We start from the raw sequence: 23,825 nt of genomic DNA, 5'->3' as shown, positions 1-23,825 counted from the left end.
CTTTCACGTTTGCGCAGGAATTTCGTGTGGATAATCTGGAGAAACAGCCCCTAGCGCAGCTTGCGCAACAACCGGTAGAACTGCGCGCGCGAAAGGCCGGAAAGCTGCTGGGCCTTGCCCATGTCGCCGCCCGCGTAAGCCAGCAGGTTCTGGAAATAGTCCACGGCGGCGCGTTCCAGCGCCACGTCGCGGTAGGTCATCCAGGTGGGAATGGACAGCCCGGCCAGGGGCAGGCCCGGTGAATCGGCCTCGGCCTGCTCCGCCCGGATGTTCCCGGCCGTGGCGCGCATGTGGCGCACCCGGATATGCTCCGGCAGGTGCACCGGGTACAGGGTGCGCACGTCGCCCGCGAAGGCGATCATGGTTTCCAGGGTGTTGCGCAACTCGCGCACGTTGCCCGGCCAGTGGTGCGCGCCAAGGGCCCGCAGCAGTTCGGGCGTCAGGATGCGCGAGGGCAGGTTGTTGCGCTCGCAGTACTGGTGCACGAAATGCTCGGCCAGCGGGCGCAGGTCGTCCTCTCGCTGGCGCAGCGGGGGCAGGGGGATGTGCATGGCCCGCACCCGGTACAGCAGGTCTTCGCGAAATTCACCCCGCTTGGCCATCACCGAAAGATCGCGGTTGGTGGCGGCCAGCAGCCGGAAGTCGCACTCCACCTCCTGCCGCCCGCCCACGGGGCGGAAGCGCCGCTCCTGCAATACCCGCAGGAAGGTCTTCTGCAGGACGGGGGGCAGTTCGCCGATTTCGTCCAGGAACAGGGTGCCGCCCGACGCCTGGCGGACCAGCCCTTCGGCGTCGCGGTCGGCCCCGGTGAAGGCCCCGCGCACGTGGCCGAAGAGCACGCTTTCGGCCAGGTTTTCGGGCATGGCGGCACAGTCCACCACCACGAAGGGGTGCCCCGCCCGGTCGCTGTTCTCGTGGATGGCCCGCGCGGCCAGTTCCTTGCCGGTGCCCGTTTCTCCGGTGATCAGCACCGGCACGTCGCTCTGCGCCGCCTTGGCCACCAGGTCCAGACATTCCGTGAAGGCCGGGCTGGTGCCCACGAGGCCGGTGGGGTTGAACTGCCGCCCCTGCTGGGCCGTGCGGGCCAGCTTTTCGCCCCGGAATTCCAGTGCCCGCAGGATGGCAAGGCGGACGGCGCTGACCGGCGCGCCTTTGGTGATGTAGTCCCAGGCGCCGTTGCGCACGGCCATCTCGGCCGACTGCCCGGCGTCGGTGCCGGTGATGATGACCACCTCGGGCCGCGCGGGGGACGCCACGAAGCGCGGCAGCGCTTCCAGCCCGTTGCCGTCGGGCATCATCACGTCCAGCAGCACCACGTCGCCGAAGCCCGCGTCCGCATGGGCCAGCCCGTCGGCCAGCGATGCCGCGCGCAACGGGACGTGGCCCATGTCCTCGGCAAGGTCGGCCAGGGTTTCCGCCACCAGCGGATCGTCGTCAATGATGAGGATTTCAGGCATCCTCTAGCCTTTACGCCTTTTTCAACGATACATGCAAGTGTTTCGATAATTCTTCGCCCGTGAACGGTTTGCCGATCAGGGTCAGGCCGGCCTGCTCCAGTTCTTCCGGGGTGATGTCGCACTGGTTGCCGGTGCACAGCACCAGCGGCAGGGTGAACCCCCGCGCGCGGATGGCCCGCGCCAGTTCCGGGCCGGACCGGCCGGGCATGCGCAGGTCCAGCAGGGCCACGTCGTAGCGCCCCGCCGCCAGCAGGCGCAGGGCGTCCTCCGCATCGCCGGTGCCGGTGGAGCGGTGCCCGTGGGCGTGCAGCATTTCCGCCACGGACTGGCGGAAGTCGTGCTCGTCGTCCACCACCAGCACGTGCAGCGGCTGTCGGCCGGGCGTGCCCGGCACGTCGGCGAAATCCGGGCCATGGGCGCAGCCGGGGCCGGGCGGAGCGCCGCCCGCCGGGTCCAGCAGGGGCAGCAGCACGTCGAAGCGCGCCCCCTGGCCGGACTGCGAATGGGCGCGCACCGTGCCGCCGTGCTTGCGGACGATGCCGTGCACCATGCTGAGCCCCAGGCCCGACCCGGTGCCCTGCGGCTTGGTGGTGAAGAACGGCTCGAACACCCGTTCCAACTGGGCGGCGGTCATGCCCAGGCCGGAATCGGCCACCGAAAGACGCACGTACCGGCCCGGCGACAGTTCCGGGTAGCTGCGCAGCACTTCGTCGCCGCCGAGGACCAGCGTTTCCAGGGTCACGTCCAGCAGTCCGCCCTCGGGCATGGCGTGCACGGCGTTGGTGCTCAGGTTCAGCAGCACCTGATGGATCTGGGTGGCGTCGCCGTATACGGGCAGGGCGTCCGGGGGCAGCAGGGTGCGCAGGGTGACGTTGGGCGGGATGGACGGTTTGACCAGTTGCAGGGCGTCGTCCACGGTGCGGCACAGGTCAAGGGGCACGTAGGGTTCGTCGGCCGGGCGGCCGAAGGCCAGCAACTGGCGCACCACCTCGCGCGCCCGCAGCGCGGCGCGCAGGATGCGGTCGGCGCGGGCGGCGGCCCTGCCGGTCAGGCCCGTGTCGCGCAACATCTCGATGTTGCTCATGACCACGCCGAGGATGTTGTTGAAGTCGTGCGCGATGCCGCCGGCCAGGGTGCCCACGGCCTCCATCTTCTGGGCCTGGCGCAGTTGCCGCTCCAGGGCCACCTCGTGGGCCACGTCCTCGGCCAGCCAGGCCACCCGGTGCACCCGGCCCGACTCGTCGGCGATGGGGTACAGGGAGTGGTCGAAGATGTAGATGTCCCGCGTGTCCCGGAACGCGGCCGGGGTTGCCGTGGCCACCACGCTGGCCAGGACGGCGAACCTCTTTTGCATGATTTCCGGCGCATTGCATTCAAGCAGGGAGTGGCCTTCCAACTGGTCCGGGGTCATGCCCAGGCGTCCGGCCCCGGTGGCGTTGCATGCCAGCACGCGGCCCGTGGCGTCGAGCAGGAAGGCGCTGAGGCGCGGCGCGTTGAGCAGGGCGCGCAGGTTGGCCTCGCTTTCGCGCAGCGACTGCTGCTGCATGATCCGGGCAAAGGCGCTGCCGCCCTGGGCGGCCACGGCCTCCGCGTGGTGGCGGGCGGCCTTGTGGATGGGGTCGGGGCCGCGCGTGCCCACCAGCAGGCAGGCCACGGCCCGGCCTTCGTGCACCACGGGCAGCAGGTGCGCGCAGCAGATGGACGAGGCGGCCGCCAGCGCATCCAGTTCCGCGTCGCCGGTAAGGACGCAGTGGGATTCCTGCTCCGGCGGCGTCTCCGGCACGGGGCGTCCGGCCTCCATCAGGCGCGCGGCGGGCGTGCCCGAGGGCAGGCGGCGCACCCTGGCCAGTTCCGCCGGGTCGAACCCCTGCGCCGCCACCAGCCGCCATTCGTGCGGTTCCGGGGCGTCCCCGGCCAGCGGGGGGGAGCCCGGCGCACGAGGCAGGGACACGCGCAGCCATGCCGCGCCCGCGTCCACGCTTTCGGCGCGCAGGGCGGTGCGCAGGCACAGCCCCAGGCAGTCCTCCACCGAGGTGGTGATGCCGAGGGCCAGCAGCAGGTCGCGTTGCAGGCGCAGCAGTTCGTCGCGCTGGCGCTGGTCGTTGATGTCCTGGACCATGCCGTGCATCACCACCGGGGCCTTGTGCCCGGTGCGGGCCGTGGTGTCGAAGGTCACCTGCTGCCGGGCGTGCCGGTATTGGCCGGATGGCCCCCGGTAGCGGTATTCCACCAGGGTGTCGGTCTTCCGGTCCATGGCAAGGTACAGCTGCCCGGCCACCCTGACCCGGTCGTCGGGGTGGATGCGCTCGAAGAACCGCGCGAACGAGGGGGCCTCCGCCGCCAGGGGGAATCCGAACATGCGGAACAGGTTGTCCGACCACTGGCCGCGCCCGGTGTCCACGTCGCGCCAGTAGCTGCCCAGGTGGCCGATGCGCTCGCCGTGCTCCAGCAGGTCGCGGCTGCGGCGCAGGGCGGATTCCGCCCGCCGCCGCTCGGCCACCTCGCGCCGCAGCAGCTGGTTGGCGCGCCGCAACTGGGCGGTGCGCTTGCGGATGCGGTTGTCCAGCCCGCGCAGCGCCCGGCGCGTGGCGTCAGCGGTGCGGGCCGTCTGCAAGAGGTGCGCGGCGGTGTGGGCCAGCCCTTCGAGCTGCATATCGGTGATGGGGTCCAGCGTGGGCAGGGTCACCCCCAGCACGCCGCCGGAAATGCCCTGGCCGATGCGGATGGCGTACGCGGCGAACACGCCGCAGTCGCAGGTCAGGGGGGCGTCGGCCTCTGGCGTTGCGTGCAGCACCGGCCGCCGGGTGCTGGCCGAGGCGGCGCGCCCCACCGGGCCGTGCCGGAAGGGAATGCGCGCGATGCGCGGGTCGGGCCGGAGATGGCCCGGCAGGGCCGCTTCCTCCACAGCCAGGTGCAGGCAGACCGGCGCGCTGCGGGCGGTCACGGCGCACCGCGCCCCCGCATGGGGGCACTGGCCGCAGCGGTCGCCCGGACGCGCCAGCCAGATGCGGCAGGCCCCGGCGTCGAAGATGGACAGGATGTCCCGCGCCATCAGGCGCAGCTTTTCCTCGGGCGGGCCGCCATGGATCAGGGCGGCCCGCAGGTCGTTGAGCCGCTGCACCCGGTCCACGCGCCGCATGGAGTCGTGCAGGGTCGACACGTCGTGCACCACCGAATGCAGCAGGGCCCGGCCGTTCAGCCACACCGGGCCGCTGTGCACCTCCACCTCGCGTTCCAGCCCCGACGCGGCGCGATGGCGGAACCGGAAGGCCGAACGGTCGCAGCGGAAGGCCTCGTCCATGCGCTCGGCCAGTTCGTGCTCGTCCAGGGTGTTGATGGCGGAGATGGGCATGCCCGCCATGCGTTCACGGGGGTGCCCGTAGAAGCGGCAGGCGGCGGGGTTAGCGTCCACTATGGCGCCGCTGGCCGGGTCCACCAGCAGCATGGGGGCCACGCTGTGCTCGAACAGCGGGATGGGCCCGGCCAATGGCCCGGACGGCTGCCCGGACTGCTGACCGGACGGCGCGCGGTCCGTGGGGCCGGGAGCGTGTCCGGGCGGAGGCTGCTGGCGCGGCATGGGAAACCTCGCGGGTGGCGGGGGTGTCCGTCGGGCGTCCTTACGACAGGAATCTGCCGTGACCTGCCGTGATCGGGCGCGGCCCGGCGCATCCGGTGACGCGGCGGGGAATAGGGCATGTCTCGTTTGGCGAGACGCGGTCTCATTTCATGAGACGGGATTCTCACCTTCGGATACAGCATGAGAGATAGCGCTCCCCGCTGAAAAGAGCAACCCCAGCAGATACAAGGTGTTGCAGGCGCAGGGTGAGGCGGCGTGCCCGCTTGCCCCGGCCCACGGCGCGGCATGCTTCTTGATATTCCCCCCGGCAGGCCGGCCGACGGCGGCCGCAGGAGGGAACATGTCGGAGAAGTGGATCACCCGGATGGTGCAGGGGGCGGTGCTCAGCAGCAGAAGCCAGGCGCGCGAGGTGGCGCGCAGCATCGGCAAGCCCTATCCCACCCTGATGCGCGAACTGAATCCGTTCGACCTCGGGGCCAAGCTGGGCGTGGAGACGTTTTTCCAGATACTGCGCACCACCCGCGACGTGACGCCGCTGGAGCAGATCGCGCAGGAACTGGGCTATCGGCTGGCCCCGGTGGATGGCGGCGAGGAGGACCACGGCCACGGCGCGCACCCCGGACGGTAGGCATGCCGTCCCTGGGGAACAACACGGCGGCGGGGCTGCTGGCGCGGTGCGTGCCGGCAGCCGTGGCGGCGCTGCTGCTTCTGCTGCTGCCGCATGGGCCGGGCGGCCCCGCCCTGATGGTTCCGGCGGAAGCCTGGGCCATGCAGGACGGCTGGCTGCGCACCGGCCCGGAACCGCCGCAGCCCCGCGACGGGCTGCCCCCCGGCGCGCCGGAACTGCGCATCGGCCTGCTGACCACCTATCCGCCGCTCAGCTACATGGTCGAGGGCGTGCCCGCGGGCTTCGCGCGCGACCTGGCCGAGGCCGTGGCCCGTGCGGCGGGACGGCACGCGGTATTCCACGACTACGACAGCGGGGCGGCCCTGCTTGACGACCTGCGCGACGGCGGGCTGGACATGCTGTCGCTGGTGGCGGAAACGCCGGACCGCCTGCTGCGGATGGAATTCAGCGAACCGGCCCTGGAAATGTCCGAACGCATCTACGTGCGGCGCGACAGCGCCGCGCATCCGCGTGGCGTGGCCGACCTTTCAGGCATGCTGGTGGCCGTGGTGGAAGGCCATGCCAGCCACCAGTTCCTGCGGGGCATGCCGGGGCAGCGCCTGCTGGCGGTGCCCACCCCGCTGGACGGCGTGATGGCCGTGGCCTGGGGCCGGGCCGACGCCCTGGTGGGGCCGGAACCCGTGCTGGAGCACATCATCCGCCGCCTGCCCACCGAGGCTCCGCTGGAAGTGTCGGGCACGCAGCTGCGTATGCTGCGGTATTCGTTCGGGGTGCCCAAGGGTGAGACACACCGCGTCGCGGACATCAACGAGGCCATGAACCGGGTGCGCGCCTCGGGCGAGTACGACGTGCTGTACCGCCGCTGGTTCGGCGGCAACGTGCTGTCGCGCTACACCGACCGCGAACTGCTGCTGGCCGGGGCCGCCGTCATGCTGCTGATGGTGTTCCTGGGGGCGTCGGTGGTGCTGCTGGGGCGCACCACGCGCCTGCGCCGCGACGTGGAGGCGGGCACGGTGGCCACGCGCGAGGCGCGGGCATCCATGCTGCGCGAGGCCATCAGCAGGCAGCGGGCCGAGCAGGAGGCGGAACGCTTCTTCGCCCTGTCGCTGGACCCGGTGGCCATCATCACCCAGCAGGGGGCGCTGCACAGGGTGAACCCGGCCTGGGAGCGGTTGTCCGGCTACCAGGCGGAAGAGGTGGCGGGCCACCCGTTCCTGGATTTCGTGCACCCGGACGACGCGGCGGCCAGCCGTCCGGTGCTGGCGGGGAGCCTGGGCGGCGCGGTGGTGGAAAACCGCTTCCGCTGCAAGAAGGGGGCGTACCGCTGGCTGGCCTGGACCTCGGTGGCCCTGCCCGAGGAAGGGCTGGTCTACGTGTCCGGGCGCGACGTGACCCAGCGTAAGGAGGCGGATCTGCACCTGGAGCGCCAGGCCGAGGAATTGCGCCGCTCCAACGCGGAACTGGAGCAGTTCGCCTACATCGCCTCGCACGACCTGCAGGAGCCGTTGCGCAAGATCGCCAGCTTTCTGGACCTGCTGGCCAGGCGCTACGTGGGGCGGCTGGACAGCGACGCCGACGAGTTCATCGGCTTTGCCGTGGATGCCGCCCGCCGCATGAAGGACATGATCGAGGACCTGCTGGCCTATTCGCGGGTCAGCACGCAGGGGCGGGAGTTCGAGGACACGGACATGGAGAAGGTGGTGGACACCGTGCTCTCGGACCTTGGCCTGCTGTTCGAGGAGACCGGGGCCACCGTGGAGCGGGGGCCGCTGCCCATGATCCACGCCGACCGGGTGCAGATGGAACAACTGCTGCGCAATCTGGTGGGCAATGCCGTGAAATACCGGTCGGAAGCGCCGCCGGTCATCTCCATAGGGGCGGAGCGGGGCACGGCGGCGGAAGGCGGCGGGGGGGCGTGGAGCTTTTACGTGCGCGACAACGGCATCGGCATGAAGCCGGAGTATTTCGAGCGCATCTTCCGGGTGTTCCAGCGGCTGCACGGGCCCGGCCGCTATCCGGGCACCGGCATCGGCCTTGCGGTGTGCAAGAAGATCGTGGAGCGGCACGGCGGCTCCATCGGCGTGGAATCGGCTCCGGGCCGGGGCAGCACGTTCCGGTTTGTCATTCCGGATGGGCCGGACAGGCCCGACAGGCCCGACAGGCCAGACAGGCCGGACAGGCCCGCCATTTCAGACAGGCCCGGAAAGCCGGAGAGGAAGAACAGGAAGGAGGGGACATGAGCGGCATGCATCAGGCAACACTCATCGACATCCTGCTGGTGGAGGACGACCCCGGCGACGTGCGCCTGACGCGCGAAGCGCTGAAGGGCAACCGCGTGTCCAACCGGCTGTTCGTGGTGGAGGACGGCGAGGAGGCCATGTCCTTCCTGCGGCGCGAGGGGCAGTACGCCGACGCGCCCCGCCCCGACCTCGTGCTGCTGGACCTGAACCTGCCGCGCAAGAACGGGCGCGAGGTGTTGGAGGAGATCAAGAGGACGCCGGAGTTGCGCACCATCCCGGTGGTGGTGCTGACCACCTCGCGGCAGGAGCGCGACATCCTGAACGCCTACGACCTCAACGCCAACTGCTACATCACCAAGCCCGTGGGCTGGGAACAGTTTCTGGAGGTGGTGGGGCAGATCGAGCACTTCTGGATGGGCATCGTGACCCTGCCCCATAAGGGAGATTGAGGGGAGATTGATGGGGATCGGCCGCCACGCCCGCCGGGGCGCGGCATGACGGAACGGGACGCGGCGCGCCCGCCGCGCGCCGCATGAAGTCCGGAACAACCCCGGAGCACGCATGAACCAGGGGCTGGTGCGCATTCTGCTGTTCGAGGACGACTCCGGCGACGCCAGGCTGTTCAGCCTGCTGCTGGCCGGGTCGGGCCTGCCCCATGCCATCGAGCGGGCGGAAACGCTGGCCGACGGCCTGGCCCTGCTGGATGGCGGGGAATTCGACGTGGCCCTGCTGGACCTCAGCCTGCCCGACAGCCAGGGCTGGGACACCCTCGGCAGTCTGGTCTCCCACGCCCCGGAACTGCCGGTCATCGTGCTGACCGGGCTTTCCAGCCCTTCCTTCGCCGAAGAGGCCGTGGCGCGCGGCGCCCAGGACTACCTGCGCAAGGGCGAGGTGGCCGAGGGGCTCATCGGCCGCACCATCCGCTACGCCATCGACCGCAAACGCGCGGAGGCCACGCTGCGCCAGCACCGCCAGCGGCTGGAGACCATCATCAGCGCCAACCCGGACGGCATGCTGGTGGTGGACGCGGAAGCCCTGGTGCGCTTCGCCAACCCGGCGGCGCTGGCCATGCTGGGGCGCGACCGGCCCGATTCGCCCGATCTGCCTGATCTGCCTGATCTGCCCGATCTGCCCGATCTGTCTGACATGCTGGGCCAGCCGTCGCCCGTGCCGGTGCGTGACGACGAACTGGACCTGTGCGGCGGCAGCGGCGACCCCTGCCTGGTGGAGGTGCGCACCGCCCCGGTGACCTGGGACGACGGCCCGGCCACTCTGGTGGCCCTGCGCGACATCACCGCCCAGCGCCTGGCGGAACGCGCCCTGCGCGAGGCGGAACTGCGCTACCGCACCATCTTCGAGCATTCGCTGGACGGCATTTCGGTCTACGAGCACTACGAGGACGGCCGCCCGCCCCGGCTGGTGGACTGCAACCGGGGCTACGCGCGCATGGCCGGGCGCACCCGCGACGAACTGCGCGAGGTGGACGACGTGCGCGAGCTCCAGACATACCTGGGCGGGCGCAGGGCTCCCGACCCCTTCCGCCCGCTTCGCGAGGAAGGCGGCCTGCGCGGGCCGCAGAGCGCCGTGTATTCATGGCTGCGACCCGACGGGCGCGAGAACTGGATAGAGTCGGTCTCCGTGCCCGTGCGCGATGGCGACAAGGTGCTGGTCTTCGGCATCGGGCGCGACGTCAGCCGCCGCCGCAAGCAGGAAGAGGCGTTGCAGCAGAGCGAGGCGCGCTTCCGCGCCGTGTTCGAGCACGCCCCGCTGGGGGTGTTCATCAGCGATCAGGACGGCAGCCTCGTCAAGACCAACCGGCTGTTCAACGTGCTGCACGGCTTTGCCGCGGCGGAACTGCCCCTGGGGCACTTTTCGGAACTGGTGCACGGCCACGAGGCGGGCGACGTGCGCGCCCTGTTCGCGGAACTGCACCGGGGAGAGCGCAACGGCTTCTTTCTGGAAACGCAGCACCTGCGGCGCGACGGCGCGGTGTTTCCCGTGCGCCTGGCCGTGGCGGCCATCCGGGGGCGCAAGGGCGACCTGCAATACGCCGTGGGCATGCTGGAGGACATCAGCGAGCGCCGCGCCGCCGAGGCGGAGTTGCAGGGCTACCGCGCCCGGCTGGAGAACATGGTGCTGGAGCGCACCCGCGACCTGGAACAGGCCCTGCGCACGGCGGAATCGCACCGCGAGAAAATCGACCTCATCCTGCGCTCCGTGTCCGAAGGGCTGCTGGTCACCGACCCCGGCCACCGGGTGGTGCTGACCAACCCGGCGGCCGAGGACATCCTGGGCCTTGCCGCCCCCGGAGACCTGGAGGGCGAGGCGGTGGCCGACCTCATCGAGGACGAGCCCTTGCGCAGACGGCTGGCGCACTGCCTGGACGACACCATGGGCGGGGCCCCCTGCCAGTTCGGCTTTTCGCGCCCCACGGAGGCGGGCGGCGTGCACCACTACACGGCCAGCACTTCGGAGGTGCGCGACGCGCGCGGCGGGCGCACCGAACGGACCGAACGCGCCGGCGTGGTCACCGTGCTGCACGACGTGACCAACGAACGCGAACTGGACCGCATGAAGAACGAATTCCTGACCACCGCCGCGCACGAGCTGCGCACCCCGCTCACCACCATCCTGGGGTTCTCGGAACTGCTGGTCATGGGAAACGACATTGCCCCGGCCGAGCAGCGCCAATACCTCGGCTACATCAACGAGCAGGCCGCGCTGGTCACCGGCATCGTGGCGGACCTGCTGGACATTTCCCGCATCGAGATGGGCCAGGGCTTCAGCCTCAAGCGCAGGCCGTGCGACCTGGTGGCGCTGATCCGCCGCAAGGTCGCCGCGCACATCGTGGGCACGCGCCGGCATTCGTTCCGGCTGCTGCTGCCGGAAACGCCGGTGACCGCCGTGGTGGACGCGGACAAGGTGGCCCAGGTGCTCGACAACGTGCTCAGCAACGCCGTCAAGTATTCCCCCGGCGGCGGCGTGGTCGAGGTCCGCCTGCGGCCCGGCCAGGGCGCGCACGAGGTCAGCGTGCGCGACAACGGCATGGGCATGAGCCCGGAACAGCTTTCGCGGGTGTTCGAGAAATTCTATCGGGGCGACGCCTCGAATACCGGCATACCCGGCACGGGCCTTGGCATGAGCATCGTGAAGTACCTCATCGAGGCCCACGGCGGCGAGGTGGCGGTGGAAAGCGCCAAGGACGTGGGCACCACGGTGCGCTTCACCCTGCCCGCCGGGGCATGACCCCGGCATGGGAACCGGTGACCCGATGCCCTGATGCCTTGATGCCCTGATGAGTGGATGGGTTGACGAGTTGGTGAGCCGGGCCGCGCGGCCCGAAGGAGACGCCATGACCGGCGAGCGTGGAAAACGTGGAACATTCGGGATCAAGGCCAAGATCATGGCCATCGCCGTCCTGGGGCCGGTGTGCATCGCGGGCGTCATGGCCGCGCAGCGCATCGGCGACATCCGCGAGGGCGCGCACGAGGCCATCCTGCAACAGAGCCGCGCCGTGGTGCTCATGGCCGAGGCCGCGCGCGACGAGATGTCGCGCAAGCTCGAAGCGGGGCTGATCCGCCCCTTCGCGGAACTGCCGCCCGACAAGGTGGTGGACGCGGTGCCGGTGATCACCGCCATCAAGATGGCCAGGGTCAACGCGGAAAAGCTGGGCTACGAGTTCCGCGTGCCCAAGCGGCAGCCGCGCAACCCGGTCAACGAGCCCACGGACCTGGAACGCGGGGTGCTGGACCAGCTTTCGTCCTCGGGCCAGCAGGAACTGATCCTGCGCGAGGCGGACCGCATCCGTTACTTCCGGGCCATCCGGCTGACCCGCGAATGCCTGTTCTGCCACGGCGACCCCAAGGGCGAGCATGATGTGGTCGGCGGCATCAAGGAAGGCTGGCGCGAGGGCGAGGTGCACGGCGCGTTCGAAATCATCTCTTCGCTGGACGCGGTGAACGCGCAGGTGCGCCTGGCCGCCCTGACGGTGACCGGCTGGGCGCTGGGCATCGTGGCCGTCGTGGTGGCCTGCGCGTGGCTGCTGGCCAGCCGGTCCATCGCCCGGCCGCTCCAGCGCATCCGCGACGTGGCCGGGCAGGTGGCCTCGGGCGACCTGACGGCCGACGTCGAGGTCACCGGCCGGGACGAGGTGGGCAGCGTGGCCGAGGCCATCCGCGTCATGACCGTCAACCTGCGCCGGGTCATCGGCGAGGTGATGGAAACCACCCATGGCGTCACCTCCGGCAGCCGCGAACTGTCGGAGACGGCGGTGAGCATGGCCCAGGGCGCCACGGAGCAGGCCAGCGCGGTGGAAGAGGTGTCCGCCTCGGTGGAGCAGATGACCTCGAACATCCAGCAGAACGCCGAGAACGCGGCCGAGACCGACCGCATCGCCCTGCGCTCGGCAGAGGACGCCCGCGAGGGCGGAACGGCCGTGGCCCAGACCGTGCGGGCCATGAAGACCATCGCGGAAAAGATATCCATCGTGCAGGAAATCGCGCGGCAGACCAACCTGCTGGCGCTGAACGCCGCCATCGAGGCGGCCCGCGCGGGCGAGCACGGCAAGGGCTTCGCGGTGGTGGCGTCCGAGGTGCGCAAGCTGGCCGAGCGCAGCGGCACGGCGGCCGCCGAAATCGGCGAGCTGTCTTCGTCCAGCGTGGCCCTGGCCGAGCGCGCGGGCAACATGCTGGGCACGCTGGTGCCCAGCATCCAGAAGACGGCGGAACTGGTGCAGGAAATCGCGGCGGGCAGCAAGGAGCAGAGCGTGGGCGCGGAGCAGATCAACAAGGCCGTGCAGCAGCTTGATTCGGTGATCCAGCAGAACGCCTCGGCCTCGGAAATGATGGCCGCCACGTCGGAACAACTGGCCGGGCAGGCCATGCAACTGGCCCGGACCGTGGCGTTCTTCCGGCTGTCCCCGGGCGGCGGCCTGCCGCCCGGGTCGGTGACCCCGGCGGCCCCGCTGGGCGGTCCGGACGGGCCGGAAACACGCCGCCAGCCGCGCGGGCGTCCGTCCGCCGCCGTTTCCGACGGCGCGCTCCATGGCGGCCGGGCCGCCGGGGCCGGAAAGCCCGGCGTGACCCTTGACCTGGACGACGCGGCCCCGTCCGACGCCGACTTCGAACGATACTGACGCACGCCGGACCGGAACCGGACGCGCCCCGCCGGACGGGTCCCGATTCCGCCGCATGCAAGGGGGAGACGCCATGAAACGGATACTCATCGCCGAAGACCAGTACGAGGTGCGCGAACTGGTGCAGGCCACGTTGCGCATTGGCAACTATCAGATATTGCAGGCCGAAAACGGCATGCAGGCGGTGGAGATGGCCCGCCTGCACCGCCCGGACCTGATCCTGATGGACGTGATGATGCCCGGCGAGATCGACGGCCTGGAGGCTACCCGGCGCATCCGGGACGACCCGGCCACGGCGGGCTGCCGGATCATCATGCTGACCGCCAAGGGCCAGGCCCTGGACCGCGAGGAGGGCTTGCGCGCCGGGGCCGACGACTACTTCCCCAAGCCGTTCAGCCCGCTGGCGCTGATCCGCAAGATCGAGGAGTTTCTGGGATGACCCGTCCGCCGGATGACATGCGCCCGGATGTGGGGCCGGACGCGGGGCCGGACCCGCCGGACCAACTGGAACTGGCCGAGTGCGGCGAGGTATCCATGCAGACGGTGCGCTACGCCGAGGATCTGGCGGCGCTGTACACCGTGGAGCGGGCCCAGCGCGCGGAGTTGCAGGCCGTCAACCAGCGGTTGCGCGCGGTCATCGATTCCATGGCCGACGGCATGCTCACGGTGGACGCGGCGGGCATGGCCGTCAGCGTGAACACGGCGGCCTGCGCCATGCTGGACCGCCCCCCGCCGGACGTGCAGGGCCGCCCCCTGCACGAACTGCTGGGCGAGGCGGGGGCGGCGGCCGTACTGCCCGGCGTGTCCGGTGACTCCGCACCGGGTGCGGGCCCGGCGTCGGGACAATTTCCGGACATGGACGGCGCGCGGGTGGTGGAACTGGAACTGCCCTCGCCCGAAGGGATGCCCCGGCGGATGGTGCGGGTGGCCACCTCGCCCCTGAGCGACGGCGGCCGGGTGCTGGTGCTGCACGACATCAGCATGCAGCGCCGGGTGCAGCACCTGAAGCAGGATTTTCTGGCCATCATTTCGCACGAGATGCGCACCCCGCTCAACGGCATCCTGGGACTGGGCGACGTTCTGCTGGACGAGGCGCGCCGCCGGGGCGATTCCGACGCCGAGGAATTGCTGGGCCACCTGTTGCAGGCCGCGCGGCGCATGCATGCCATGGTGCGCGAGGTGGTGCGCTTCGCGGAGGTGCAGGGCGGCCGGGTGGAGTCCTCCGACGCGCCGGTGGACGTGTACCGGGTGCTGGCCGGGGTGCTGGAGGAGTTGTCCGCTTTTTCCGCCGCGCACGGGGTGGTGCTGGGGCCGGTGCCCGCAGGGGCCGCGCCGGTGACGGTGCGCGGCAACGCCGGGCTGCTGCGCGAAATGTTCCTGCACGTGGTGCACAACGCCATCCGTTTCAACAGGCAGGGGGGCATGGTGACCCTGCGTTGCCGCCCGCCGCGCGGCGCGGCCGGGGCGGGATCGGATGCAGGCTTGGCAGACGCGGCGGAGGGCGCGGCGGACGACGCGTGCTGCATGGCCTGCGAGGTGGTGGTGGAGGTGGCGGACACCGGCATCGGCATCGGCGCGCAGGAGCGGGAGCGGGTGTTCGAAAGTTTCTACCAGGCGCAGGGGTACATGACGCGCAACCGCGAAGGGCTGGGCATCGGGCTTACCCTGGCACGGGCCATCGCCCGGCTGCACGGCGGCGAGGTGACCCTGGCCAGCGAGGTGGGCCGGGGCACGACGGTGGCGGTGCGCCTGCCCGCCTGCGTGGGAGCGCCGGGCGCGGGCGCGCGGGAACTGGTGGCAGGCTGACGTTTCGGGCGCGGCACGCGGCGTATGGGTGCCCCCCCATGCGCACGGGCCGTTCGCCCGCTCCGGGGCAGGACGGCGGACGGGGGTTCCGCCGTGCGGCCCACCCGCTTCGGAGCTGCGCACACCCCCGCCCCAGGCCGCGCCGGGTCCCGCACGGGCGCAAGCCCGAAACCCGGCGCGGCCGCAGGGGAGAGCGGCGAGTGTGGGGCTTGGACCGGCGCGGCCGTCATGGTTGGTCACGCCGGGTCCCGCACGGGCAACAGCCTGAAACCCGGCGCGGCCGCAGGGGAAACGATGGGTGTGGCGGCATGGACCGGCGCGGCCGTCATGGTTGGTCACGCCGGGTCCCGCACGGGCAACAGCCCGAAACCCGGCGCGGCCGCAGGGGAGAGCGGCGAGTGTGGGGCTTGGACCGGCGCGGACGGCAGGGCGCGCAGCACGGGAGGACACACAGCACGGGAGGACAGCATGGCGCGAGACACCACGCGCGATCCACGGCATCCCGGCCGGGATCACGTTGAAGAGATTGCGGAAAACACCTGTTCGGCCATGGAGGAGACGCGCGAGCAACTCCGCATGGCCCATGGCCAGTTGCGCGCCTTCGCCGACGACCTGGGGCGCACGGTGCTCGACCTGCGCGCCTCGCGCGCGGAACTGGAGCGCTCGTACCTCGACACCCTGAACCGGCTCACCCTGGCGGCCGCCTACAAGGACGACGACACCGGGGACCACATCCTGCGCATGGCCTTCTACAGCGAAGGCATCGCCGCCGCGCTGGGCATGCCCGCCGACGGCCTGCGCGACCTGCGCGTGGCCGCGCCCATGCACGACGTGGGCAAGATCGGCACGCCGGACGCCATCCTGCTGAAGCCGGGCAAGCTCACGCCGGAGGAGTTCTCGGTGATGAAGCAGCACGCCACCATCGGCGAGAAGATCCTGGCGGCCTCGTCGTCGCGGGTGGTGCGCGTCGCCGCCACCATCGCGGGCACCCACCACGAACGCTGGGACGGCACCGGCTACCCGCGCGGCCTTTCGGGCGAGGGCATCCCGCTGGAGGGCCGCATCGTGGCCGTGGCCGACGTGTTCGACGCCCTGACCAGCAAGCGGCCCTACAAGCCCGCCTTCGAGTTCGACAAGGCCATCGCCATCATGCGCGAGGGACGGGGCGCCCATTTCGACCCCCGGCCGCTGGACGCCTTTCTGGAAATAGCGGGCGACCTGTGGGCCGCGCGGGACCAGGTGAGTTCCAGCCTGCGCACCGGCGAAACCATCCGGTGACCGCCAGCCGCCGCAGGGCGGCGCGCCCGGACTGTTTCATGAAGTCTCACTGGTGGAACGTTGTTCCGGATTGAAAACATCCTGGATGAAAGTAGTCCGATACAAGAGTTCTCCGGTGTGTGCGCCGCAGTGCCGGGGTGTGCCAATCCTGACTAATGGTGTTGAATGCCGTGCACGCATGGTGTAGGTGTACCGCAGTGGACGGGGCGCAACGTCGCGCGCCGCCGCAACGGGAGACCCTGAAACGGCATGAAGCTCACCGCCAGAACGCGCTATGCGGCACGGGTGCTGGTGGCCCTTGCGGTGCACGGCACCGAGGGGCCGCTGACCACCACCGCGCTGTCGCGGTACACGGACATCAGCGTCCAGTTCCTGGAGCAGATACTCAAGGACCTGCGCCGCGCCGGGCTTACGGCCAGCGCGCGGGGGGCCATGGGCGGCCACCGTCTGGCCCTGCCGCCCGCCAGGATAACCCTGGGCACGGTGGTGCGGCTCATGGAGGGCGGCATCCGCATCGCGGAACACTGCGCCCCGGTCGGCACCCCCGGCGACAGGCTGACCTGCCTCGGCTGGACCCGCGCCGCCGACGCCGTGGAATCGGCGCTGGACGCCATCACCGTGGAAGATCTGGCCAAGGGCCTGCCCGACGTGCCCGAGCACGACCTGTCCCCCGACGGAAACATCCTGTCCGACAGGCCGGATGCCTGACGTCCCGTTTCCCCGCCTTTCACGCGCACTCCACCTTCCCCCCTTTCCGCCCCGCCTTTCCTCAATGACACTGGCGTCCGGCCCATGCAGGGCAGGACGCCTTCATGTTTCATGCTGCATCGTGCGCATGTTGCGTCATGTTCCATTGCAGCGTCGTTTCGTGCGCTAAAAGTGGATTTGCAGCGTGGCAATCTGTTCAATCCGGATTATCCCGATGTGGAGTGAATGCGTTAGCAGCGTGGCGTTGTTGAATATACCATTGCGGTATGGTATGTCGGCAGGGCGTGCATGGAGCGTTGGTTTCTGTTCGGCATGCATGCGCGCTGCGTGGCATTGAGCGGGGGTGTGGGTTCCCGTTCATGGTGCGGCGCGACCGTCAACCGAGGGGGCAGGCATGCGTTTGTTGACCAACAGCCGCTACGGCACGCGGATGATGCTGGACATCGCCCAGCACAGCCGCCTTGGTCCGGTGCTGATGCGCGACGTGGCGCGCCGGCTGGACGTATCGCAGAAGTACCTGGAAAAGATCAGCCGTTCGCTGAAGGAGGCGGGCCTGCTGGTGAGCCAGCGCGGGCCCAACGGCGGCCATCGCCTGGGCCGTCCGCCGGACGGGATTTCCGTGGGCGACGTGGTGCGCGTGCTGGAAGGCGGGGCGGAGATGGTGGGATGCGGCCGCGACGAGGAGCACTGTTCCCACGCCCCCGGCTGCCTCACGCGCATGGTCTGGAAGGAGTGCAGCCGGGCCATGTTCGACCGGCTGGACGCCATCACCTTCGGCGAGTTGTTGCGCTACGTGGACCAGGGAGTGAAGTTCGGCGACTGGTGCCCCGGCACCATGGCCGAACGCCGCCACGAGGCGGAGCGGGAATTGCGCGCGTTGGCCGGGCTTGCGGAGCCGGGCGGCTTCGCGGCGCCGGGAAAACCCGCGCGTCCGGGGGATCTGGAGAATCCGGATGATGCGGCCAGATCGGGCGACGCGGCCAGAGCGGACGATGCGGACGGACCGGGCATCCCGCGCAACCGCCCGGCCACCGTGTCCTGACCGTGGCTGACCGGCGCGCGGCGCGGCAACACAGGAGGTCGCCATGACCGCCATGACCGGAATGACCGCCGGAACAGGCGGCGCATCCGCTGGCCCGGGCAGCGGTCCAAGAGCCGGTCAGGGCCGCCGTGCGCGCTGGCTGCGGGGCGGCAGCCTGGCCGCCAAGGTGGTGGCGGGCAGCGGCGCGGCGCTGTTCCTGGGGGTGCTGGTGCTGTCGCTGGGCAGCATCCGCTACCAGCGCGAACACCTGCACGACGAACTGGCCGCCGGGGGCGACCGCCTGGGCACCACCATCCGCCTTGGCGCGCGCTTCGCCATGATGCTGAACGCCCGCGACGAGATCAACCAGATCATCAGCGACGTGGCCCGCCAGAAGGACATCGTCTCCATCCGCATCTACAACAAGGAAGGCGTCATCAAGTTCTCGGGCGACCCGGACGAGGTGGAACGCCGCACCAATATCCGCGACGAGGCCTGCGCCGCATGCCACCGCACGGCCGAGCCGCGCCAGTGGCTGGCCCTGCGCGAGCGCACCCGCGTGTTCACCGATGGGGAAGGCCGCCGCCTGCTGGGCAGCCTTACCCCCATCATGAACGAGCCCGGCTGCTCGGGCGAGCCCTGCCACTTCCACCCGGCGGACAAACTGGTGCTGGGCGCGCTGGAGGTGGTGCTTTCGTTGCAGGACGCGGAAACCGAAGTGCTGTCCTTCCAGACCCGGGTGGTGACGCTGGCGGCGGCGGTGTTCCTGCTGGGGGCCACGGCGGTGCACCTGTTTCTGCGGCGCTTCCTGACGCGCCCGGTGGCCCGGCTCATCGCGGGCACCCGCGCCGTGGCACGCGGCGAACCGGTGGACCTTTCCGGCGTGCGCCAGCAGGACGAGATCGGCGAACTGGCCGGGGCCATCACCCGCATGGACCGCGACATCGCCCAGAAGCAGGCGGAACTGAACCGCCAGCGCGACGAGTACCAGCGGCTGTTCGACCAGGTGCCCTGCGCCATCACCGTGCAGGACCGCAACCTGCGGCTGCTGCGCTACAACCGCATGTTCCGCGAGAACTTCACGCCCAAGCCCGGGGACTTCTGCTTCCAGGCCTACAAGGGCCGCACCGGCAAGTGCCCCAACTGCGCGGTGGAAATGACCATGCAGACCGGCCTTGCCCATTGCAGCGAGGAAAGCGGCTTCCACACCGACGGCAGCCGGGCGCACTGGATCGTGCACACCTCGCCCGTGTTCGACGCGGAAGGCCGGGTGACCGCGGCCATGGAAATGACCCTGGACATCACCGACCGCAGGGAACTGGAGGAAAAGCTGCGCCGCTCCGAGCTGAAGTACCACGCCATCTTCAACCACATTCCCAGCGCCGTGTTCGTGCTGGACCAGCAGACCCTGGAGGTGGTGGACTGCAACTCCACGGCGGAAAAGGTGTACGGCTGGCCGCGCGAGGACATGAAGGGCCGCTCGTTCCTGGACCTGTTTCCGCCCGACGAGCGCGAGCGCTACGCCTCGCAGTTGCGGGCCTTCACGGTGCTGAACCGCGCCCGCAACGTGGCCCGCGACGGCAGGCCCTTTCACGTGGACATCATGCTCTCCCCGGCGGAATACCTGGCCCGGCAGGTGCTGCTGGTGACCACCACCGACATCACCGAACGGCTCGAAGCCGAGCAGAAGGTGATCCAGGCGGGCAAGATGGCCACCCTGGGCGAGATGGCCACCGGGGTGGCCCATGAACTGAACCAGCCGCTGACGGTCATCAAGACCGCTGGGGGCTTCCTGCTGCGCAAGGTGACGCGCGGCGAGCCCATCGACCCCGATATTCTCGCCACCATGGCCCGTGAGATCGACGGCCACGTGGACCGGGCCAGCCGCATCATCGGGCACATGCGCGACTTCGGCCGCCGGTCGGACCTGGCGCTGGAACGGGTGGACGTGAACGCGGTGCTGCGAAGCGCCACGGAATTCTTCAGCCGCCAGTTGTCGCTGCGCGGCATAGACATCGACTGGCGGCTGACCGAGCCGTTGCCCCCGGTCATGGCCGTGCCCAACCGGCTGGAGCAGGTGTTCATCAACCTGCTGCTCAACGCCCGTGACGCCATAGAGGAGCGCAGCGAACGGGAACCGGGCGCGCCGCGCCGCATCACCGTGGAAACGGTGGCCGACGACCGCCGGGTGACGGCGCGGGTGTGCGACACCGGCGGCGGCATCCCCCCGGCGCTGCTGCCGCGCATCTTCGAGCCGTTCTTCACCACCAAGAAGGTGGGCAAGGGCACGGGGCTGGGGTTGTCCATCAGCTACGGGCTGGTCAAGGAGTTCGGCGGGTCCATCCAGGCGTCCAGCCCGGCGGAGGGCGGGGCGTGCTTCACCCTGCATTTTCCGGTGACCTCGGGAACTGTGGGAACTGTGGGAACGGGGGGCGGCGGAGCGGCGGAGGAACCGGTTGCCCCCCGTGAAGGGGACGCGGCATGAGCGCACAGCCGCCGCTGCCCCCCCTGTTGCCCCTTCTTCTGCCACTTCTCTTGGTTGACGACGAGGAGGGCATCCGCACCGTGCTCGCGCTGCTGCTCGCGGACATGGGCTGCGCGGTGCGCACGGCGGCGTCCGGGGCCGAGGCGTTGTCCATGGTCCGCGCGGACCCGCCCGCCGTGGTGCTGACCGACGTGCGCATGCCCGGCATGGACGGCATCGACCTCTTGCGCGCGGTGAAGGCGGAATTTCCCGGCGTGGAAGTGCTGGTGCTGACCGGGCACGGCGACATGGAGCTTGCCGTGTCCAGCCTGCGCTTCGGCGCGGGCGACTTCCTGACCAAGCCGGTGGCCCCGGAGGCGCTGGAGGTGGCGCTGGACCGCGCCCGCCAGCGCATGGCCCTGCGCGAGGCCCTTCGCCGCCATACCGAAGAACTGGAACTGCTGGTGGCCCAACGCACCCGCCAACTGCTGCACGCCGAACGGCTGGCCGCCGTGGGCGAGACGGCGGCGGGCCTGGCCCACGCCATCAAGAACATGGCGGGCGGGCTGGAAGGGGCCATGTTCGTGCTGGAAAAGGGGCTGGAACTGGACCGGCGCGACTACCTGGAACAGGGCTGGCGCATGGTGCGCGACGACGTGGCGCGGGTGCGCGACCTGGCCGTGCGTCTGCTGGACATGGGACGGGCGGCGGCGCTTTCCCCGCGCCCGTGCGACCCGGACGGTCCCCTGCGCGACGTGGCCCGCCTGCTGGCCCCGCGCGCGGCAACGGCCGGGGTGGCGTTGGAGGTGCAGGCCAGGGCCGGGCCGGAGCCGGTGCTGCTGGACCCGGACGCGGTGCACCGCTGCCTGATGGACCTGGCGGTGAACGCCATCGAGGCGTTCGGGGGGCAGGGAGAGGAACGGCGCGCGGATGGCCCGTCCCGGCGGGTGGTCCTGCACAGCCGCCGGACGGCGTCGTCCGAATCAGCCGAATCAGTCGGCGCGCCCGGCGTCGAATACGTGGTGGAGGACAACGGCCCCGGCCTGCCGCCACGAAACAGCAAAGACGCGGACGGCTTCGCCGCCTTCGTCTCCGCCAAGCCGGGCGGCAGCGGCGTGGGCCTCATGGCCACGCGCAAGCTGGCCCGCGAGATGGGCGGCGAACTGGAACTTTCCCCCGCGTCGCCGGAGGGCGGCGTGCGGGCCGTGCTGCGGGTGCGGACCGGCTAGCTTCCGGGAAGCCGCCCGCCGTTCTCCTCGCGGGCTTCCTCCTCCGCCTCGCCCCGGCGCACCGCGTCGGGCAGGCGGCGCGGCAGGGACACGGTGAAGGTGCTGCCCTCGCCCGGCTCGGAGGCCACGGCGATGTGCCCGCCGTGCTGCTGCACCACCCGGCTGGCCACGAACAGGCCGATGCCCGTCCCGGCGGTGCCCTTGGACGAGAAGAACAGGGTGAACAGCTTTTCGCGGGTCTCGCGGTCCATGCCGGTGCCGTTGTCGATGATGGTGAAGGTCACCTCGTCCGGCGCGCCGCGCACCCGGAAGGTAACCTCGTGGTCCTGTTTGCGGGTGTCGGCCGCGCAGGCTTCCACCGCGTTTTCCAGCAGGTTCACCAGCGCGGACGACAGCGCCCCGGCGTCGGCCTCGAAGGTGCCGAGGTCGGCCGGGCCGCCGCCCGTCCCCCCGTCCCCATCCCCCTCCGCGAAATCCCGCACGAAGCGCACCCCGCGCTCCGCGGCCTTGGACTCCACCAGCGCCGCCGTGTCCTCGGCAACGGCGCGGGTGACCACCACTTCCCAGTTCAGTTCGCGGTTCTTGGCGTAGTACAGCAGGTCCAGCACCATCTTGCGCAGCCGGTCCACCAGATGGCGGATGTCCTGGTGGCTGTCCTGCACCCGCGCCGCGTCCCCGCGCGCGATGCCGCTGCCAAGGCGGTACACCCCGCCGTCCAGCGCGGTGAGCAGCCCCTTGATGCCGTGCGCCGTGGACCCCAGCAGCAGGCCCAGTTGCGACAGCCGGTCCTGCAAGCGGCGCAGTTCGGTGATGTCCGTGGACATCTCCATGACCTCGGTGATGCGTCCGTCCGCGTCGCGCAGGGGGGCCGTCCACACCAGCACGTTCACCTGCCGCCCGTCGCGCGCGGTGACCACGGTTTCCGCCTGGTGGGGCCGCCCGTCGTCGAAGGTGCGGCCCGCCGGGCAGCCCGAGCAGGGGGCCAGGCGGTGGGCGAAGGCGTCGTGGCAGCGGCGGCCGGTGGGGTCTCCGAAATCCTCGCGGTATCTCCGGTTGGCCTCCACCACGCCGAAATCGCGGTCCATGACCGCCACGTAGCAGGGCGATTCGTCGAACAGCTGGCGGAACCGTTCGCGGGTCAGGCGCAACTCTTCACGCAGGCGGCGCACCTCGGAGACGTCCACCGAAAGCTCCAGCACCAGTTCCACGTCGCCGTCGTTGCCGTAGATGGGCGCGGTGTGCACGATGACCGGGATTTCCTGGCCGTTTTTGTCCAGCAGCACTTCGTTGGAGCGGAACCCCTCGCCCGTTTCCAGCACGCGCATCACCGGGCACAGCCGGTCGCCGGGGCCGCGCCCGGCATACGCCTCCCAACTGCGGCTGCCGATGCGGTGGCCCAGGCGTTCCTTGTACAACTGGTTGGTGGAGACGATTTCCAGATCGGCGTTGTGCACGGCCACGAAGCAGGGCAGCTCGTTGAACAGCCCGCCGTCGTCCAGGGCGCTGCACAGCGAGCGGATGCCGCTGGCGATGCCGTCCATGACCTGCAACGCGGCCAGTTGGCGCTCCGCCTCCACCAGCCGGGCGGACTGGTCGCGCACCATCTGTTCCAGGTTTTCGGTGTACCCGCGCAGGCGGCTGCGCATGGACATGCGCTCCCCGGCGCGGCGCAGGGCCACTTCGAGCATGTCGTCGTTGACGGGCTTGGTGAGAAAGTCGGTGGCGTCGCGTTTCAGGCTCTGGATGGCGAGGTCCATGTCGCCGTGGCCGGTGAGCATGATCACTTCCACGTCCGGGTCGGCGGCCTTGATGCGCTCCAGCAGGTCCAGCCCGGACAGGCCGGGCATCTTGATGTCGGTGAGCACGATGTCGGGCCTGCGCTCGGCGAACCGGGCAAGGGCCTCTTCGCCGCTGGCGGCGGTGGTCACGTGGTAGCCCGCGTCGGCAAGGGATATGCCGAGCACGGTGCGGATGCCTTCCTCGTCGTCCACCAGCAGGATCGATGCGCCCATGCGCGGCTCCTCGTGGTCCGGCGCGTTCCGGGTGGGGATGTTGCGGGGCGGTGGGCCTCGTCCCGCGTCCCGGTGCGGCCATCGGGGGATGGGCGCGGCGGGCGGCGCGACGCGGCGGATGCGCTGTCGGAGGCCGCCCGGATGGCCCCGGACGGCACCCGGACGGCGCCCGGATGCCTCGTTATCCCACGCGGAGCCGCGCGCGGCAAGGGCGGGCCGCCGGAGAGGGTATTGCCCGCCCCGGTGCGGACGCCTTCTCCGGCGTCACGCC

General features: G+C 70.6%; 15 protein-coding genes. 12 read left to right on the top strand and 3 right to left on the bottom strand.

Annotation, left to right across the window (positions count from 1 at the left end):
- Positions 1–50 precede the first annotated feature (50 nt).
- Together ACR4XJ_RS02630 and ACR4XJ_RS02625 are read right to left on the bottom strand one after the other, a co-directional pair.
- Positions 51–1,457, bottom strand: a complete 1,407-nt coding sequence (locus ACR4XJ_RS02630) for a sigma-54-dependent transcriptional regulator (protein ID WP_434753740.1) — start codon at positions 1,455–1,457, stop codon at positions 51–53.
- A gap of 10 nt (positions 1,458–1,467) precedes the next feature.
- A complete protein-coding gene (locus ACR4XJ_RS02625; RefSeq protein ID WP_434753739.1) occupies positions 1,468–5,034 on the bottom strand; it encodes an ATP-binding protein in 3,567 nt (1,188 codons plus the stop codon).
- A gap of 340 nt (positions 5,035–5,374) precedes the next feature.
- Here ACR4XJ_RS02625 and ACR4XJ_RS02620 point away from each other — a divergent pair, with 340 nt between their 5' ends.
- From ACR4XJ_RS02620 to ACR4XJ_RS02565, 12 genes are all read left to right on the top strand, one after another.
- A complete protein-coding gene (locus ACR4XJ_RS02620) occupies positions 5,375–5,662 on the top strand; it encodes a phage regulatory CII family protein (protein ID WP_333507549.1) in 288 nt (95 codons plus the stop codon).
- Positions 5,663–5,664: 2 nt separating this feature from the next.
- Positions 5,665–7,902, top strand: coding sequence for an ATP-binding protein (locus ACR4XJ_RS02615; RefSeq protein ID WP_434753738.1), 2,238 nt, complete (start codon positions 5,665–5,667; stop codon positions 7,900–7,902).
- Positions 7,899–8,351, top strand: coding sequence for a response regulator (locus ACR4XJ_RS02610; protein ID WP_434753737.1), 453 nt, complete (start codon positions 7,899–7,901; stop codon positions 8,349–8,351). The genes ACR4XJ_RS02615 and ACR4XJ_RS02610 overlap by 4 nt, the downstream gene beginning before the upstream one ends.
- Before the next feature lie 112 nt (positions 8,352–8,463).
- Positions 8,464–11,148 (top strand): PAS domain S-box protein, encoded by a 2,685-nt coding sequence (locus ACR4XJ_RS02605; protein ID WP_434753736.1) that lies wholly within the window; start codon positions 8,464–8,466, stop codon positions 11,146–11,148.
- Between the two features lie 106 nt (positions 11,149–11,254).
- The gene (locus ACR4XJ_RS02600; protein WP_434753735.1) at positions 11,255–13,036 is read left to right on the top strand and encodes a methyl-accepting chemotaxis protein; all 1,782 of its coding nucleotides are present in this window, start codon (positions 11,255–11,257) and stop codon (positions 13,034–13,036) included.
- Positions 13,037–13,109: 73 nt separating this feature from the next.
- Positions 13,110–13,475, top strand: a complete 366-nt coding sequence (locus ACR4XJ_RS02595; RefSeq protein WP_333507554.1) for a response regulator — start codon at positions 13,110–13,112, stop codon at positions 13,473–13,475.
- Complete coding sequence (locus tag ACR4XJ_RS02590) at positions 13,472–14,842, top strand: ATP-binding protein (RefSeq protein WP_434753734.1); 1,371 nt, start codon at positions 13,472–13,474, stop codon at positions 14,840–14,842. The genes ACR4XJ_RS02595 and ACR4XJ_RS02590 overlap by 4 nt, the downstream gene beginning before the upstream one ends.
- Before the next feature lie 468 nt (positions 14,843–15,310).
- Positions 15,311–16,120, top strand: coding sequence for an HD-GYP domain-containing protein (locus tag ACR4XJ_RS02585; RefSeq protein ID WP_434753733.1), 810 nt, complete (start codon positions 15,311–15,313; stop codon positions 16,118–16,120).
- Positions 16,121–16,369: 249 nt separating this feature from the next.
- The gene (locus ACR4XJ_RS02580) at positions 16,370–16,828 is read left to right on the top strand and encodes an RrF2 family transcriptional regulator (protein ID WP_434753732.1); all 459 of its coding nucleotides are present in this window, start codon (positions 16,370–16,372) and stop codon (positions 16,826–16,828) included.
- 394 nt (positions 16,829–17,222) lie between these two features.
- On the top strand, positions 17,223–17,870 hold the full coding sequence (locus ACR4XJ_RS02575) for an RrF2 family transcriptional regulator (protein ID WP_434753731.1): 648 nt from the start codon (positions 17,223–17,225) through the stop codon (positions 17,868–17,870).
- 52 nt (positions 17,871–17,922) lie between these two features.
- Positions 17,923–20,334, top strand: coding sequence for a PAS domain S-box protein (locus tag ACR4XJ_RS02570; protein WP_434753848.1), 2,412 nt, complete (start codon positions 17,923–17,925; stop codon positions 20,332–20,334).
- Positions 20,331–21,542, top strand: a complete 1,212-nt coding sequence (locus ACR4XJ_RS02565) for a response regulator (protein ID WP_434753730.1) — start codon at positions 20,331–20,333, stop codon at positions 21,540–21,542. The genes ACR4XJ_RS02570 and ACR4XJ_RS02565 overlap by 4 nt, the downstream gene beginning before the upstream one ends.
- Here ACR4XJ_RS02565 and ACR4XJ_RS02560 read toward each other — a convergent pair.
- On the bottom strand, positions 21,539–23,554 hold the full coding sequence (locus ACR4XJ_RS02560; protein WP_434753729.1) for a hybrid sensor histidine kinase/response regulator: 2,016 nt from the start codon (positions 23,552–23,554) through the stop codon (positions 21,539–21,541). The genes ACR4XJ_RS02565 and ACR4XJ_RS02560 overlap by 4 nt on opposite strands.
- Positions 23,555–23,825 lie beyond the last annotated feature (271 nt).

The organism is Nitratidesulfovibrio sp. D1 (assembly GCF_051133415.1).
Taxonomy (GTDB): domain Bacteria; phylum Desulfobacterota; class Desulfovibrionia; order Desulfovibrionales; family Desulfovibrionaceae; genus Cupidesulfovibrio.
Note: the sequence above shows the minus strand (reverse complement) of the source record. Positions and strands in the feature narration are given on the sequence as shown.